This window comes from Paenarthrobacter sp. (assembly GCF_031180005.1).
GTDB lineage: Bacteria > Actinomycetota > Actinomycetes > Actinomycetales > Micrococcaceae > Arthrobacter.
In genome coordinates, this window is sequence record NZ_JAPSHI010000010.1 from 70,080 (window position 1) to 86,944 (window position 16,865).

At 62.6% G+C, this 16,865-nt stretch carries 13 protein-coding genes; 8 read left to right on the forward strand and 5 right to left on the reverse strand.

Features of this window, described 5'->3' with window-relative positions; genetic code table 11:
• Together RIF72_RS09560 and RIF72_RS09565 are read right to left on the reverse strand one after the other, a co-directional pair.
• On the reverse strand, positions 1-1,707 hold the full coding sequence (locus RIF72_RS09560) for an FAD-dependent oxidoreductase (RefSeq protein WP_309074576.1): 1,707 nt from the start codon (positions 1,705-1,707) through the stop codon (positions 1-3).
• Positions 1,704-3,134 (reverse strand): amino acid permease, encoded by a 1,431-nt coding sequence (locus RIF72_RS09565; protein ID WP_309074639.1) that lies wholly within the window; start codon positions 3,132-3,134, stop codon positions 1,704-1,706. Before RIF72_RS09565 ends, RIF72_RS09560 begins: the two co-directional genes overlap by 4 nt.
• 194 nt (positions 3,135-3,328) lie before the next feature.
• Between RIF72_RS09565 and alr the strand changes: the two genes are divergently transcribed.
• Positions 3,329-4,576, forward strand: coding sequence for an alanine racemase (gene alr, locus RIF72_RS09570; RefSeq protein ID WP_309074577.1), 1,248 nt, complete (start codon positions 3,329-3,331; stop codon positions 4,574-4,576).
• The gene (locus RIF72_RS09575; protein WP_309074578.1) at positions 4,566-6,179 is read left to right on the forward strand and encodes a PucR family transcriptional regulator ligand-binding domain-containing protein; all 1,614 of its coding nucleotides are present in this window, start codon (positions 4,566-4,568) and stop codon (positions 6,177-6,179) included. The genes alr and RIF72_RS09575 overlap by 11 nt, the downstream gene beginning before the upstream one ends.
• On the opposite strand, the gene RIF72_RS09580 is transcribed toward RIF72_RS09575, so the two are convergent.
• On the reverse strand, positions 6,176-6,979 hold the full coding sequence (locus RIF72_RS09580) for a carbon-nitrogen hydrolase family protein (RefSeq protein ID WP_309074579.1): 804 nt from the start codon (positions 6,977-6,979) through the stop codon (positions 6,176-6,178). The genes RIF72_RS09575 and RIF72_RS09580 overlap by 4 nt on opposite strands.
• Positions 6,980-7,289: 310 nt before the next feature.
• Here RIF72_RS09580 and RIF72_RS09585 point away from each other — a divergent pair, with 310 nt between their 5' ends.
• The 6 genes from RIF72_RS09585 to RIF72_RS09610 all read left to right on the forward strand — a co-directional run bounded on the left by RIF72_RS09585 (position 7,290) and on the right by RIF72_RS09610 (position 14,970).
• Complete coding sequence (locus tag RIF72_RS09585) at positions 7,290-8,480, forward strand: ROK family transcriptional regulator (RefSeq protein WP_309074580.1); 1,191 nt, start codon at positions 7,290-7,292, stop codon at positions 8,478-8,480.
• A 130-nt stretch (positions 8,481-8,610) separates the two neighbouring features.
• Positions 8,611-10,167, forward strand: a complete 1,557-nt coding sequence (gene mmsA / locus RIF72_RS09590) for a multiple monosaccharide ABC transporter ATP-binding protein (protein WP_309074581.1) — start codon at positions 8,611-8,613, stop codon at positions 10,165-10,167.
• Between the two features lie 45 nt (positions 10,168-10,212).
• A complete protein-coding gene (gene mmsB, locus RIF72_RS09595; protein ID WP_309074582.1) occupies positions 10,213-11,481 on the forward strand; it encodes a multiple monosaccharide ABC transporter permease in 1,269 nt (422 codons plus the stop codon).
• A 53-nt stretch (positions 11,482-11,534) separates the two neighbouring features.
• Positions 11,535-12,632 (forward strand): substrate-binding domain-containing protein, encoded by a 1,098-nt coding sequence (locus RIF72_RS09600; RefSeq protein ID WP_309074583.1) that lies wholly within the window; start codon positions 11,535-11,537, stop codon positions 12,630-12,632.
• 176 nt (positions 12,633-12,808) lie between these two features.
• On the forward strand, positions 12,809-14,275 hold the full coding sequence (locus RIF72_RS09605) for an FtsX-like permease family protein (RefSeq protein WP_309074584.1): 1,467 nt from the start codon (positions 12,809-12,811) through the stop codon (positions 14,273-14,275).
• Positions 14,276-14,277: 2 nt separating this feature from the next.
• Positions 14,278-14,970, forward strand: a complete 693-nt coding sequence (locus RIF72_RS09610) for an ABC transporter ATP-binding protein (protein WP_309074585.1) — start codon at positions 14,278-14,280, stop codon at positions 14,968-14,970.
• Here RIF72_RS09610 and RIF72_RS09615 read toward each other — a convergent pair.
• Both RIF72_RS09615 and RIF72_RS09620 read right to left on the reverse strand, forming a co-directional pair.
• Positions 14,948-16,129 (reverse strand): FtsX-like permease family protein, encoded by a 1,182-nt coding sequence (locus tag RIF72_RS09615; RefSeq protein WP_309074586.1) that lies wholly within the window; start codon positions 16,127-16,129, stop codon positions 14,948-14,950. The two genes, RIF72_RS09610 and RIF72_RS09615, sit on opposite strands and share 23 nt — an antisense overlap.
• A complete protein-coding gene (locus RIF72_RS09620; protein WP_309074587.1) occupies positions 16,126-16,854 on the reverse strand; it encodes an ABC transporter ATP-binding protein in 729 nt (242 codons plus the stop codon). Before RIF72_RS09620 ends, RIF72_RS09615 begins: the two co-directional genes overlap by 4 nt.
• Positions 16,855-16,865 lie beyond the last annotated feature (11 nt).

Genomic DNA, 16,865 nt, shown 5'->3' on the forward strand with positions numbered 1-16,865 from the left:
TTAGTCCAGGGAGATCGGGCCGAGCTCGTCAAGGAGGTCACCCGGTCCGGGGTTTCCGGCAGCCGACGAACCGCCCAGGTGATTCACCACTCCCCATACGGCGTTCAGGCCCGTGGTCACAGCACCCTCAGCCCAGCCGGCGGTGAAGGACACGTCGTCACCGGCCAGGAAAATACCGCGCTGGTGCTCTGGCAGCTGGTCCTGCTTGAAGTGGGTGAACAAGCGTTGCTGGTACCGGTAGTGGCCGGGCAGGTTGGCTTTGAACGCACCCATGAAGTTAGGGTCCGCTTCCCAAGACACCGTGATCGGCTGCCCGACGATGTGGCTCGCAATGTCCACGCCCGGGTAGATCTGTTCCAAGGAGTGCAGCATCAGCTTCACTCGCTCGTCCGCGGTCAGGGCCAGCCATTTCAGGGCGTCGTCGTTCCATGTGTAAGACAGGAGCATGACAGCGGGCTTGTCCGGGCCGTCGTCGAGCAGGTACGTGGCCCGGTTGAGGCGGTCGGTGAGGGTCATGGAAAGGACTTCGCGTCCGGTCTCAGGATCGATGTCCTTCCAGAACGGGCGATCCACCATCACAAAAGTCTTTGAAGACTGCATGTAATGCGAGCGCTCGATCGCGGTCCACAGTTCGGCCGGGAACAGCGCTTCCTCAGTGTGGATGCGGGTGGACAGCAACCAGGACTGGCAGGTGGTCACCACGGCCTGATAGGTAGCTTCGCGGCCCCAGTTCTCGCGGACCAGGAGGTCGCCGTTCTCAACCCGGCGGATGTTGTCCACGGCTCCGCGGGGCGAGCCGGAGTGAAGGGATGCGAGCGAGGTGCCCTCGGGCCAGTACGTAAGGCCCGACGGCGCGTGGTTCCAGAGTGCCTCAGGGAGCCTTTGCGCTCCTCCCGCAATGGAGCGGTGCTGGTCGTCGGCGTCGGTGTAGACCACGCGGAGGATTTCGAGGATGGAGTTGGGGAAATCGGTGTCCCAACCGCCAGTACCGAAGCCCACCTGGCCGAAGGCCTCGCGATGCGCAAAACCAGCCTCTTTGAAGGATTTGCTGGCGGCGATGAAGCCGTAAAAGGTTTGCTCGTCCAGTTCCGGGAGGAGCGCATTCCAGAGTTCCTTGATCCGCTTGGTGTCGCGGGCCTTGATGGCTTCCTGCATCTCCGCAAAGGCGGCGCCATCGTTGACTGCTGCTTTCCAGGCGTCGGCTACTTCGAGAAAGAACTCCGGTAGCTCATCTGCAGTGGTGGCGTAGTGCTTTTTGCCCGCAAGCTCGATCACCGTAGAAGAGGTTGCCGGCGCCATGGGGTTTGGGAACTCGTTGGTATCCAGGCCAAGCAGGTCCACGTAGTGGTAGAAGGCCTTGCCCGAAACCGGGAAGCGCATGCCGCCCAGGTCCGCCACAACGCCGGGAGCCGAGGGGAAGCTCGCGGTCCTGAGGCGTCCACCAATCTGGTCGGCCTCGTAGATGACCGGCTTGAGACCAAGCTTCATCAGCTCGTAGGCCGTGACCAGCCCGGACAGGCCTGCCCCGATGATGGCTACTTCCGTGCCGTAGAGCTCTTCCGGGATTGAGCCGAGTCCGTCGGAGTGCGCCAAGTAGTGGTCGTAGCTGAACGGGAAGTCCGGGTTCAGCATGGTGATCGGTGCTCCGGCGGCCGCGTCGGGCGCGCCTGGTTCCTCGATGAGGGGGAGTTCTGTGGCGATGGTCATGAGTTGTCTGCTTTCACAGGTTCCGGGCTCACGGCCCTGGTGGTTAGTTCACGGTAGTCCTGCTCGCTGAGCGTGGCTACCTTGGAGTTCCGGCGTCCGTAGCCGAAGTAGATGGCGATGCCCACCAGCATCCAAATACCGAAGGTGATCCAGGTATCGGCTCCGAGGTTTAGCATCAGGAAGGCGCACATCAGGGTCCCGAGGACGGGAGTCAGCGGGTACAGCGGAACGCGGAAGCTCCGTTCAAGGTCCGGTCGGTTCCGCCGCAGGTAGATCACAGCAACGTTGACCAATGCGAAGGCAAACAACGTGCCGATGCTGGTGGCGTCCGCCAACGTTCCCAGGGGAACCAAACCGGCGGTGACAGCAACGGCGATACCCACTATCAGCGTTCCGGCCACCGGAGTGCCGGTGCGGCGGGACACTCGGCCGAAGACCTTGGGCACCATTCCGTCGCGGGACATGGAGAGCAGGATGCGTGTCTGTCCGTAAAGAACGGTCAGCACGATGCTGGCAATGGCGAGCACAGCACCGGCGGAGAATGCCAGGGCTATCCAGGGTTGGCCGGTGATCTCATGCAAAATCTGCACCAAGCCGGCTTCAGTACCCTCGAACCAGCCCCATGGCCGCGCGCCAATTGCGGCCACGGCTACTAACACATAGATGCTGGTGACGATGACCATGGAGAGCATGATGGCCCGCGGCAGGTCGCGCTTGGGGTTCCTGGCTTCCTCGCCGGCAGTGGAGGCGGCATCAAAGCCGATGTAGGAGAAGAAGACACTCGAGGCGGCAGCGGACACCCCGGCTGCACCCATGGGCAGGAGTGGCTCGAAGTTGCCGGCGCTGAATGCAGTGAAGGCCACGGCGCAGAAGAAGAGCAGGATGCCCACCTTGATGGCCACGATCGCTGTATTGACCCACGCGCTCTCACGGGCGCCCCGGACCAGCAGCACCATGGCGAGCAGCACAATCACCATGGCCGAAACATTCACCACGCCGCCCTCTCCGGGTGGCTGGCTGATGGCATCCGGGAGGAACACTCCGAAAGCGGCCAACGTTTCGTTGACATACTGGCCCGCGCCCACGGACACGGCCGCTACGGAGACTGCATATTCCAGGACCAGGCACCAGCCACAAATCCAGGCCATGCCCTCGCCCATGGTGGCGTAAGAGTAGGAATAGCTGGAACCGGCCACCGGGACCAGACCCGCCATCTCAGCGTAGGACACAGCGGAAAGGAGTGCAGCCAGCCCGGCGATCACGAACGAGATCCAGATGGCCGGACCGGCCAGCGGCACGGATTCGCCAAGGATGACCAGGATGCCGGTGCCGAGCGTGGCGCCGACGCTGATCATGGTCAGCTGAAGGACGCCAAAGCTGCGGACCAGCGGCGTTCCGCCTTCGCCGCTTCCGGCTTCGCTGACCATCTGGCCAATTGGCTTGCGGCGCAGCAGTTGCGCGCCGAGGCTCGGCCTGGCGACGCTTGCCGCGGCCGGGTTTTTGGTGTTCACAGGCACAGTCACCCTTGACGTCCCTTCAAAGTAGTTTCGATTTCCCCTCCACAAGACTGGCATGTGAGCCACCTCTCACCGCGGTGCAAAATGACCTATAGTGTTCAACCATGAGACGTAATGCACACTATCAAGAGGCTGCCCCTGCGGCCCTTTCCGGGCAGGTCAACGTGGACCTGTCCGCCATTTCAGACAATGTCAAAGCCCTGAAAATGCGCACCCAAGCTCCGCATTTCATGGCCGTAGTCAAGGGCAACGCCTACGGCCATGGGCTGGTTGAAGTCGCCCGCACGGCAGTGGATGCCGGGGCGGACTGGCTTGGCACAGCCCAGCTCAGTGAAGCTATCGCACTCCGCCAAGCAGGCATCACTGTCCCCATCCTTTCCTGGCTGTATCTGGCATCCCAGACAAGTGCCACCATCCTTGAGGCACTGAAATACGACATTGATGTTTCCCTCGGAAGCATCAGCCAACTGGAGGTGCTCGCAGGGATCGCGACACGCCTTGGCCGTCCCGCCGTCGTGCATTTGGAACTCGATAGCGGCCTCAGCCGCGGAGGCGCCCGCAAGGAAGACTGGGCTGAACTTGTGGCACAGGCACGGCAAGCCGAAATCGATGGGACCCTGCGGGTACGAGGCCTATGGACCCATCTCGCCTGGGCCGATGTCCCAGCCCACCCCGGTAACGTCACCGCCGTCGCGGAGTTCGAAGACGCAGTTCGGCAAGCACGGGAGGCAGGACTGGCCCCGGAGCTCAGGCACGTTTCCAGTTCGGCGAACATCCTTGACAGGCCCGAATTCCATTTCGACATGGTCCGCGCCGGGCTCGCCATCTACGGACTCGCCCCGGCCGATCACCTGAACCCGGCTGACTTTGGATTGCGTCCGGCACTCAGCGTGACTGCTCCGCTGGTCATGGTCAAGAAGGTTCCCGCAGGCACAGGCGTCAGCTACGAACACCAGGCGATCACCTACGAACCGCGCTACCTCGGGCTCATCCCGCTGGGTTACGCGGACGGTATCCCCAAGGGCATCAGCGGCCGTTCCGTTGTGAACGTGGCCGGACGCGCGGTGCCGGTGATCGGCAAGGTCTGCATGGACCAGTTCATGGTGGACCTCGGACCGGACGCTTCGGGAATCGACGTCGGGGACACCGCAGTGTTGTTCGGTGACCCGGCCTGCGGGGCGGCGAGCGCCGACGACTGGGGTGCCGCGATCGGAAGCCACGGCGACGAGATCATCAACAGGATTGCACCGCGCCTGCCACGCGCCTACTCAAGCAGTGCCAACCAGGATACCGCGTACGAGTGCCCCGACTACCAGGAGCCGGCCGCCGCCGGGCAGGGCAATGTCGCCTGAGCCCGCAACCGCCCGCCTGAGTTTCGTCACGCTCGAACAGTTCCTGGAGCAGTTGCCGCCGGAGTTGAAAATGCTTCACGACGGCGGCAGTGGCGCCTCGCTGCTGCGGTGGGTGGAACCGAGTGAGCTCGAAGACCCCACGCCGTACCTGCCGGAGGGCGAGTTCCTCCTCACCGCCGGGCTGCCTTTCCTTGGGAAGGGTGGCTCGGCGGCCAAGGTGGATGCCTACGTGCGGCGGCTAGTGGGTGCAAAAGTTGCGGCGCTCGGTTTCGGGATCAGACCCTATTTCGACGCCGTCCCGGACGTCCTGCTGGACGCTTGCCGCAAGCACAACCTCACCTTGTTCGAGGTACCGGAGTCTGTGCCTTTCGCGGCGATCGGCTTGGAGTTCTCGCAGCTCCTGGAGACTGACAACGCGAGGGTCTTCCGGCAACTGGCCGAGACAAACCGCCAACTCATGCGGGCGGTCCTGTCCCCCCGGCCGGAACATGAACTTTTGGCGGCCCTGGTCCAGAGGGTGCCCGTATGGGCTGTTCTCGTGGGCGCTGACGGACGAGTCCGTGCCCGGGGGCACAACGCCGGCGGCAGCAGCGGCGTCGAGCATTCCTTGTTGGGTCCTCTGCTGGAGCGGTTGCTGTCCGGCAGCGGTCCGCGGGTGGAGATGGACGGTTTCGAACAGCCAGGTTCGGCGCTGGTGTTCGGGCACCCGTTGCGTAGCACCAAGGACGCCAACCTTGGCGCCTTGATTCTCGGCTCGGATGCGCCGCTGACGCCTGCGCAGAACAATGTGGTGCAGTCGGCCGTGGGCTTGCTGGAGTTGTTGGTGAGGCAGCGGACCAGTGGCTCGTTGGCACCGAGCCAGCTGGCTACGGCTGTACTGTTGCACCCGGATTCGCTTGCGTCGGGTGGCACTAAACACGTCAACGGGCTCAAAGACCTGCTGGCACAGAGCTTGTCCTCCACCCGTTCGGCACAGCTGCGGGTGGTGCAGGGCATCAGGGTGAACGGCGCGGCAGACGATGGGCCGGTCCGTGAGCTGCTGCAGTGGCGGAGGCTTTTCGACACCAAGCTGGTGGAGCTCACAGACTACGGCTTCGCTGCCATTACCCGGCTGAAGGTGGATGACTCGCTGCTCTCCGATGTGGAGAAGCTGGGCTGGCGGCTGGTGATTGGCGAGCCGACGGAACTCCTGGGGCTCCAGGCCGCCTACCAACGGGCGAACTCCCTGCGTAGCCGCGTGGTGACCACCGGGAAGAGTGCTCGCGTTGACGAAGTCACGTGGTCTGTCACAGGACTGTTGGGACGCGAAGCCGGGACCATGCTGGCCGAACGATTCCTTGCCCCCGTGCTCGCGCTTGAACCGGACCGCCGGGACCCGCTCCTTGCCGTTTTGCACGGTTGGCTCAGCGAAAATGGCAGCTGGGACGGCTCGGCCAAGCTACTGGGGCTGCACCGCAACAGCGTTCGGCGGCAGATCGGCGTGCTCGGCGAGCTGCTGGACATGGACCTCAACCAGGCACAGGTTCGGGCCGAGTTGTGGTTTGCTTTGCAGTACGTGGATGAGCTGGTCGCCGGCCTTTCCGGTGATTCGACGGGCGACTAGCTGTCCCACTCCTCGTAGAGCTCCGGCCGGCGTTCGCGCAGGTACGGGACTTCTTCGCGTGCCGCTTTTACTGTGTCCGTGCCGACCTCTGCGAACAACAGCGTGGCGGACTCCCCCGCAGCGGCAAGCAACGATCCGTCTGGTCCGGCAACAACGCTACCGCCCAGGAAGTTGTAGATGTCCTCGTGCCCACTGTGGTTGGCGTAGGCCACGTTGAGTTGGCTCTCCAATGCGCGGGCACGGATCAGGACCTGCGGCACGTTGTCGAAACCGGCGGAAAGGGCAGTTGGCACCAGCAGGAGTTCGGCACCTCTTGTGGCAGCGGCACGCACGGCTTCCGGGAACTCGACGTCGTAGCAAATCAGCATCGATGTGCGGATCCCGTTGAAATCCACGACGGCGGGAGGTTCTTGGGCGCCGACGAACGCTTTGTGCTCCTCCGGACCGAAGAGGTGCACCTTGGCGTAGTTGAGGACCTCGTTGCCTTCGGCGTCGAGGAGGGTGGCGGTGATGTGCCAGCTTCCTTCGCTTCCCGCTGCCGGCGCCGGAAGGCTGTACACCAAGCCAATGCCGTTGGTCCGGGCGATCCCGGCCAGCCGTTCACGGATGCCGGGGAGCGTGGACGGGTCCAGTTCGACGTGGAGGCGCAAGGGTGCGTAGCCCACAGGGAACAGCTCCGGAGTGAGGAGCAGCCCGGCCCCGGCTTGGGCGGCGCGCTGCGCGGCGTCGTCTATTGTGCGCAGGTTCGCCTCAACGTCCATGACGGAAGCGTTCGCCTGTAGGACTGAGAGCAGCATCATTACCACCTTCGTTTCTCCTGTTGCCGAGGGCCTCGTACACGGGCCCGGGACGTTTCTTGCTTCCAGCCTAGGTGCGGCACCCACGCATCGGGTGAGGCAATTGGACCCGGGGGCCTCCGGATCGGGACGCAATGCACACACCCCTGCGTTGCGGGGCCCGCTCTGCAGGCAAACATGGGTTCATAGAGCGCAGAGTGGGCCCCACAGGGGGTACGTAGCCCTTGTTCTTGCGTTGGAGTATGTCGGGCAGCGTTGACTCGTTGCGTTCACTTCTTGACTACAACAAGGCTTGTGGGGCAATCTTCTTGTCATGCCCGCTACGCAGCGCTCAACGAAGAGCCATCCAAGAAAGCCCGGCTCGCAGTCCGCGCTCCGCCACCTCAACCAGCAGCGCATCATCGAATGTTTGCTGAGCGGGCCGTCCACGCAAGCGGAGCTTTCCCGGCAGACCGGACTTTCCACCGCCACCATCTCCAACATCGTGAAAATCATGCAGGACGCCGGACTGGTTTCCACCGAGCCGACCACCAGTTCCGGGCGCCGGGCAACCAACGTGAGGCTGAACAGCAACGGTGCTGTCGCCGTCGGAATCGACTTCGGGCGCCGGCACCTGAGGGTGGTGTTGGCATCGCTCGGCTACCACGTGATCGCCGAGGATTACATAGAGCTGCCCCTGGGTCACCAAGCGGAAGAGGGGATCGCCGCCGCAGTACCCCTCCTTGACCGGCTCCTGAGCGAAAACGACATCGATCGCACCGCAGTAGTGGGAGCAGGTGCCGGTATTCCGGGGCCAATCGACCGCCGCACAGGCACGGTCGCCCAAGGCGCCATCCTCCCGGAGTGGGTGGGAATCGACATACTTCATCGCTTGGAGGAAGCGCTCAACTGTCCCGTCTTTGTTGACAACGACGCCAATCTCGGCGCCTTGTCCGAGGTAACGTGGGGACCGCATAGCGGGGTCTCGAACCTCATGTTTCTCAAGATCGGCTCGGGCATCGGTGCAGGGCTGATCCTTAATGGACTTCCCTACTACGGGAACGTGGGCATCACCGGTGAAATCGGCCATGCAACCATCCATGAACATGGACTGGTATGCCGCTGTGGCAACCGCGGATGCCTGGAAACCATTGCCTCAACCACCACCATGATTGAGCTGCTGGGTCGCGGGCAGGAGAGGCTGCTGACTCCGCAGGACATTGTCCGCAACTGCTTGGCCGGAGACTCCGCGACCCAGCGCGTGGTTGACGATGCAGGCTTGGCAGTGGGCCGCGCCTTGGGCAACGTTTCCAACTTGATCAACCCTGAAGTGATCGTTGTCGGAGGACCCCTTGCGGGACTAGGCGACCTGCTGCTGGACCCCATCCGTCGAGGCCTGGTGCGGCATGCCGTGCCCGTGGTGGGTGAAACGACGCACCTCGCCATGTCCTCGTTGGGGGCGCGGGCAGAGGCTCTTGGCGCAGCGGCCCTCGTGTTCCAACACGCTGGAATTACCGGCAGGTAACGAAATTGTTAGCAGGGTCTTGCGTTCAAGTCTTGACGACAAGGCCCGTGATCCAGTTTACTTTCTCATCAGACAGCTCCGACGTTTGCGGAGCCGACAACGAAGTCATGCATTGGAGGCGTAAGGGCTGATGACAACCCTCGGCACGCAAGGTGAACCCATCCTTTTGGAGATGCGTTCCATCACCAAGGAATTCCCTGGAGTGAAGGCCTTGTCGAATGTGAGCCTGCGCGTAAAGGCCGGCGAAATCCACGCTATTTGCGGTGAGAACGGCGCTGGGAAATCCACCTTGATGAAGGTTCTTTCCGGCGTTTATCCCTACGGCAGCTACACGGGTGACATCGTGTACCAAGCCGAAACCCAGCAGTTCAAGGACATCCGGGCCAGTGAAGCGGCCGGGATCGTGATCATTCACCAGGAACTGGCGCTGATCCCGGAACTGTCCATCATGGAGAACATCTTCCTCGGTAACGAACCCACCAAGTGGGGCGTCATCGACTGGGCCGAAGCCCGCAAGCGCTCAACCGAGCTGCTGGCCCGAGTGGGGCTTCGTGAAGACCCTGATACCCCTATCAAGGAAATCGGCGTTGGCAAGCAGCAATTGGTGGAGATCGCCAAGGCCCTGAACAAGTCCGTGAAGCTCCTGATCCTGGATGAGCCCACGGCCGCGCTGAATGAATCGGACTCCCAGCACTTGCTGGACCTGATCCTTGGCCTCAAGGGCCGCGGGATAACGTCCATCATCATTTCCCACAAGCTCAATGAGATCGAACAGATCGCTGACGAGATCACCATCATCCGTGACGGTAAGTCAATCGAAACGCTGAACGTCAAGCGTGACGGCGTGGATGAGGACCGCATCATCAAGGGCATGGTGGGCAGGACGCTCGAGTCCCGCTTCCCGGATCACGAACCCAAGATTGGCGAGGTCTTCTTCGAGGTGAAGGACTGGACCGTTGGGCACCCGCAGATCCAGGACCGCCTGATCTGCAAAGGCTCCAATTTCTTCGTACGCCGCGGTGAAATCGTCGGGTTCGCCGGGCTCATGGGGGCAGGCCGCACGGAACTGGCCCGCTCGCTGTTTGGGCATTCCTACGGCCGGTTCATCAAGGGCCAGGTCTACAAGGACGGCAAGCCAGTCAACCTGCGCACCGTTCGCCAAGCGATCGACGCCGGACTCGGCTATGTCACCGAGGACCGCAAGTCGCTTGGGCTCAACCTCCTGGATGACATCAAGACCACCACGGTGGCGGCAAACCTCCGAGCCATCAGCAACTACACGGTGGTGGACACCCGCAAGGAGTTCACGGTTGCAGAGGAGTATCGGAAGTCGCTGCGGACCAAGACCCCTTCCGTTGAAGAAGGCGTTGCCAAGCTTTCCGGCGGCAACCAGCAGAAGGTGGTCCTGGCCAAATGGATGTTCACAGATCCGGATCTCCTGATCCTGGACGAACCCACACGTGGCATTGACGTCGGCGCCAAGTACGAGATCTACGGCATCATCCAGAAGCTGGCGAACCAAGGCAAGGGAGTGATTGTCATTTCCTCGGAGCTTCCTGAGCTTCTGGGCCTGTCCGACCGCATCTACACCATCTTTGAAGGCGCCATCACAGGCGTCCTGGACAAGAACGAAGCGAGCCAGGAAAGCCTGATGAAGCTTATGACGTCCGCCCGCAAAGCAGCCTGACCCTTTGGCCCCGCCCCGCCCCTTCCTGACACAAGGACCAAAACAATGAACGCGCTCAAGAAGCTATTTGGTGGCAATACCCGCCAGTTCGGCATGATCTTCGCCCTGGTGGCACTTATCGTCTTCTTCCAGATCTTCACGGACGGTCGCACCCTGACGCCCGGCAACGTGATCAACCTGTTCAACGGCAACTCCTACATCCTGATCCTCGCGATCGGCATGGTCCTGGTCATCATTGCCGGCCATATCGACCTGTCCGTGGGTTCCGTCGCAGCGTTCGTGGGAGTTTCAGTAGCTCTCGCCATGCGGGACTGGGGCCTCCCCTGGTACATGGGTGTCCTGTTCGGCCTGCTCTTGGGCGCGGTGATCGGTGCCTGGCAAGGGCTATGGACAGCGTATGTGGGTATCCCTGCCTTCATCGTGACGCTGGCGGGCATGCTCCTCTTCCGTGGGTTCAACCAGTTCGTGGGTAAGTCCAACACGATCCCGGTGCCCGCCGACTTCCAGTTCCTCGGCTCAGGCTACCTTCCGGAAATAGGACCGGACACGGGCTTCAACAACCTAACGCTGCTTATCGGCCTGGTAGCTGCCGCACTGGTAGTCATCATGTCCCTCCGTGCCCGGGCCTCCAGCAAAGCACTGGGTGCCGACGTTCCCGAGCTTTGGGTTGAGGTCACCAAGCTGGTCCTGATCTGCGGTGCCATCCTCTACGCGACGTACCTGTTCGCTACAGGCCGCCCCGGAACTTCCTTCCCCATTCCCGGCCTGATCCTGGCCGTGCTGGTCCTCATTTACGGATTCGTCGCCGACAAGACGGTCTTGGGCCGTCACGTCTACGCCGTGGGTGGCAACCGCCACGCAGCCGAACTCTCCGGCGTGCAGTCCAAGAAGGTCAACTTTCTGGTCATGATGAACATGTCCATCCTGGCCGGCCTGGCCGGCATGATCTTCGTTGGCCGTTCTACAGCCTCCGGCCCGTTCGATGGTGTCGGTTGGGAGCTTGACGCGATCGCAGCTGTCTTCATCGGTGGCGCCGCCGTCACCGGTGGTGTTGGTACCGTCATCGGCTCGATCGTCGGTGGCCTGGTGATGGCCGTCCTCAACAACGGTCTCCAGCTCCTCGGTGTTGGCGCCGACCTTACCCAGATCATCAAGGGCCTGGTTCTCCTGGCCGCAGTGGCCTTCGATGTCTACAACAAGTCCCAGGGCAAGAGGTCCATCACCGGCCTGCTGATGCAGAACTTCCAGCGCAACAGTGACATCAAGCCCGATGAAACCACCTCCACCAAAGAGGTCATCTCCAAGGAATCCTGACCGGTTTCCAACAGACTCGCTCCACCCCACCCACACAGAAAGTGAACCAAGATATGCGAATGTTTGGTAAAGCAGGAAAGGCAGCAGCAGTCGCTGCCATCGCGGCACTGGCGCTGACAGCCTGCGGCCGCACTGACAGCGGCTCAAGCAGCAGCACAGCAGGCGGGGAAGCGTTCCCCAAGGACTCAATGATCGGCGTCGCACTTCCGCAGAAGACCAGTGAAAACTGGGTCCTCGCGGAGAAGCTGTTCAACGATGGCCTCAGCAGCGCCGGGTTCAAGCCCGACGTCCAGTTCGCCAACGGCGGCGTGTCCGAGCAGCAGAACCAGATCAGCGCCATGGTCACCAAGGGTGCCAAGGTGATCATCGTGGGAGCCATCGACGGCGCCCAGCTGGGTACGCAGCTCAAGCAGGCCAAGGACTCCGGCGCCACAGTCATTGCCTACGACCGCCTGCTTCTCAACACCGAGAACGTGGATTACTACGTGGCGTACGACAACTTCAAGGTTGGTGAGCTCCAGGGCCAGGCGCTGTTGGACGGCATGATGGCCAAGAAGCCGTCCGGCCCGTACAACATCGAGCTCTTTGCCGGTTCTCCCGATGATGCCAACGCGAAGGTCTTCTTTGACGGCGCCATGAGCGTCCTAAAGCCGAAGATCGACGACGGCACCCTCAAGGTTGTCTCCGGCCAGACCTCGTTCGAGCAGGCTGTTACCCAGGGTTGGAAGGCAGAGAACGCCCAGCGCCGTGCTGACACGCTCCTCACCGGCAGCTACGGCAGCGCTTCGCTGGACGGCGTCCTGTCCCCGAACGACACCCTGGCCCGTGCAGTGCTGACGTCCGTCAAGGCCGCCGGCAAGCCGCTCCCCGTGGTGACCGGCCAGGACTCCGAGGTTGAGTCCGTCAAGTCGATCATGGCCGGCGAGCAGTACTCCACCATCAACAAGGACACCCGCAAGCTCGTTGAGCACGCCATCACCATGGTGAAGGACCTCCAGGCCGGCAAGGAACTGGAGATCAACGACAAGGACTCCTACAACAACGGCGTCAAGACCGTCCCGGCTTACCTCCTTGAGCCACAGATCGTCACCGTGGAGAACGTCAAGACCGCTTACGTCGACGATCCGGTACTCGGCCCGATCACCAAGTAAGCACCAAATAACACCGCTTCACAGCAAGCCCCGGTCCGCCACTGGCGGGCCGGGGCTTTTGCTTTCACAGCCCACGCATAGCTTCGGCAGGCTTCCCGCACAGCAGCCTTCACGAGTGTTGGATCTGCAGCCCATGTCGAGTGGGAACAACGAATTTGCAGGTCAAGAGGAGAAACGTGAGCGTCCTTGCCCGAAGTGTAGGCAATGCCTTCCGCAACAAAATCAGAACGGCGGCGGTTGTCGCCGTTCTGGCCCTAGCCATCGGCCTGGCACTGGCCATGCTCGTGGCCAACCAGGCAGTGGGCGCCAAGATCCAGGAGCTCAACGCCTCCGTTGGTACCACCTTGACGGTAAATCCGGCAGGCGGCCAAGGTTTCGAAGGTGGCGGCGAACCCCTCACGACGGCGGAGGCTGAGACTGCGGCGTCGGTCGCCAACGTGACGTCAGTAGTTGGCACAAAGGCACTGCGCGTGCAGACAGCGACCACCGCCACCAGCAACAGCGATTCAGCCACCGGAGCCACCCAGCAGACAGGCCCGGGCGGCGGCTTCGGTCCGGCCGGGCAGCAGGCGACGGTCACAACCAACCTGACGGCCGCCGTCGACGCCGGCACGCTGGGAAACCGAAACAACGCGAGCGGAAACACCGGCTCTCAAGCGACCCGCACCCTGCCGATCACCGCTACGGGCATTGGCGCCGAAGTGGACAGCACCGGCAAGGCCCTGGAGATCACCAACGGAACAGGCTTGGGCGACTACACGGCATCCGAGGCGAAGGCCCTGATGGGCACGTCCCTGGCTGAGAAGAACGGCCTGACCGTAGGCTCCACGTTCACCATCCAGGACAAGACCTTCACCGTGGCAGGCATCTTCGACGCCGGCACCACCTTCGGAAACAACGCCGTGTACGTGACGCTCCCTGAAGCGCAGACGCTGGCGGAGACCCCGGACGAGCTGTCCACCATGATCGTCACGGTCAACAGCATGGAGAACGTGGACAGCACCAAAACTGCGGTCCAGGATGCACTCGGCACGGACAAGGCAGACGTCACGCAAGGCCAGCGCAACCTCGAGACCGCCGTCAATTCACTGGACAGCGTCAAGAACATCTCGATGATCGCCTTCATTGCGGCTCTAGCCACCGCCGGAATCATCATCCTCCTCATCATGGTGATGCTGGTCCGCGAGCGCCGCCGCGAAATCGGCGTCTTGAAGGCCATTGGTGCCCGGAACCGCACTATCGGCCTGCAGTTCGTCCTCGAGTCGCTGGTTTTGGTTGCCCTCGGCAGTGTTGTTGGCGCGGTGATCGCTTCACTGGCCAGCGGCGGTATCGCGTCGGCACTCGTAAGTTCGAACACCACCACGACGGCGGCCACCACCCAGCGCGGCGGCGGGCTTGCGGGGACCACGCCCAACGGCACAGTCCCTGGTGGCGGGATGCCCGGCGGCGGCCTCTCAGGCGACGGCCAAGGCGGCCCCTTCGGTGGCGCGTCGCAGCTGCTCACCTCCGTCACGGCGAACGTCTCCCCCGGCGTCCTCGCTGCAGGCATCGCCGCAGTCTTCACGGTAGCCATCATCGGCGCGCTGGTCCCGGCGTTGCTGACCGCCCGAATCCGTCCTATCGAAGTACTCCGAGGAGAATAGCCGTGATCGTAGTCAAGGACCTGGTTCGTCAGTTCAAGTCCGGTGACCGGACCATCAAGCCGGTAAACGGGGTCAGCTTTGAGCTCGACAAGGGCTCGCTGGCGTCCATCGTCGGCAAGAGCGGCAGCGGCAAAAGCACTCTGTTGTCCCTCCTGGGTGCGCTGGACAAGCCCACCTCCGGTGACGTCGTCGTGGACGGCGTCAGCCTCGCGGGACTGCCGGACGGCAAACTGACGGAGTACCGTCGCCGGGACATCGGCTTCGTGTTCCAGCAGTTCAACCTGATTCCCAACCTCAGCGCCGTGGACAACGTCATGCTGCCCATGGAGTTCTCAGGCATCCGCAAAGCAGCGCGACTGCAGCGGGCCAAGGAGCTGCTGGAGCAGGTGCAGTTGGACCCGGAGAAGCATTCGCGACGCACCAACCGCTTGTCCGGTGGTGAGCAGCAGCGCGTCGCAATTGCCCGTGCTTTGGCCAACGAGCCCAAGCTGATCCTCGCCGATGAGCCAACGGGAAACCTGGATGAGCAAACCGGCGGGCACATCATCGAGCTGCTGAGTTCCCTGAGCCGCGATCACAACACCACCATCCTGGTGGTCACGCATGATCGCAGCCTGGCGCAGAAAACCCAGCGCTGCTTCCGTCTTCAGCAGGGCAGGCTCACCGAGGAGGTCAGAACCGGATCGCGTCGATGACTTTGACGCGCACCGCCACGAGCGCCGGGATGGCTCCGGCGAGTGCGCCCACCAGGACTGCCGCGCCAAAGCCCATCAACGCGGCGTCGATGGGGAAGGCCGGATATTCGGTAAGCCCCGGCGCTACCTTGGATTCGATCCACGGGTGTTTCACCACTGCCACCGCCAGCATGACGCCCGCCAGGCCGGCAACTGCCGTGGCCACCACGGATTCCATCATGACGCCCACGAAAATCCGTCCGGATGTTGCTCCGAAGCTTCGCCGGATGCCGATCTCGCGGACCCGGTAGCGCACGGTCACCATGGAAATGTTGAGCATTCCCACGGCTCCGAGCAGGAGCACCAGTCCGGCCACGCCGCCCACCACCAGCTGAACGGGGGCAAGGGGATCTCCCCATGTTGCATAGTCCATACGGTTGGCGTGGGCGTAATAGCCGGGGAACTGGCCTTGGAGATCGGCCGTGATTGCAGCCGTGAGGGCTCCGGCCTGTGCCTCGCCAACCCACATTTTGAACTCCGACATCTGCGGCTTGATCCCGGTCATGACCGCGCCCTCGGTAAGGATGAACGCGGAAGGCGGCGAGTCCGGGTAGGAATCAGGCACGACCCCGATAATCACCGCCGTTGCCGGCTGATCTCCGGGGATGCTCACCGTGGGGTGGGTGGTGAGGTTGGGCCTGCCCGCTTGGTTATAGAAGGATTCAGAGACGACGACGGCGGGTGCGAGCCTTTTGCCGTCGTCGGCAGCGAACCAGCTTCCTTGCTGAAGCGGGACCCGGTGGATGACGCCGTAGCCGACATCCACAATGGTCACGTTCACGGTTGTCACTCCACGGGGAAACTGAAAACCGGCTTGGCTCTGGCCAACGTGTGTGGAGGTGGTGATGCCGTAGCGCTGTTGAATACCTTGGTAGGCCTTCTCAAGCTTCACCGGGTCCGGCATGGTTGGACCTTGGACGTTCAAGGACAGCGTGGCCACCCGGCCGCCGTTACGTTCGGACTGAACTTTCATTCCTTCCCGGGCCAAACTGCCTACGCCCACCACCGAGGTCAGCGCGGCAACGGACAAGGCAACACCCAGCAGGGCCAGGAGAATGCGAACCTTGTTGATGCGGAGTTCCTGCCACGCTTCGACGAGCGTGGAAATGAAGCCGGTCATGTACCGACTCCTGCCGGAGCCGGCGCCGGCAGGGGGCTGAGCACCCCGGAATCCAAGCGGTAGCAGGCCCGAGCCAAGGCTGCCACGTTGGTGTCGTGCGTGATGGTTACTAACGCAGCTGCCGTTTCCGTGGCCACGGTATCCAACAGGGCCATCACGGACTGCCCCGTTTCCACGTCCAGCGCACCGGTTGGTTCGTCGGCGAGGATCAGCCTCGGCCTGCGGACCAGGGCACGGGCGATGGCCACGCGCTGCTGCTCGCCACCGGAAAGCATGTTGGGCATGGTCGTGGCGCGGGAGGCCAGGCCAACCCGGTCCAGCATGTCCATGGCAATCTCGCGACGCCTCCAGAATTCCTTGCCTTTAGCGTAAAAGAGCGGCGTAATAACGTTGTCCAGCGCACTGCGTCCGGGCAACAGGTTGAATTGTTGAAACACGAAGCCCACCGTGGAGCCCCGTAGCCGGGCTCGGGCGTTGTTGCCGAGCCGGTCCGCGGGCTGGCCAAGGAAATCCAGCTCGCCCGACGTCGGGATGTCCAAAAGGCCAAGCAGATTCAGCAGTGTTGACTTGCCGCAACCGGAACGGCCAACAATGGCGGTGTGGTCTCCACTGTGGACCTCGAGGTCGATGCCCCTGAGGATATTCAGTTGCTGGTCATCGGGGAGCCTGACGGATCGGGTGACTGACCTGAGGCTGACGAGGGTTTCTTTGGTTGTTTCGTCCATGCTGTTAGTTG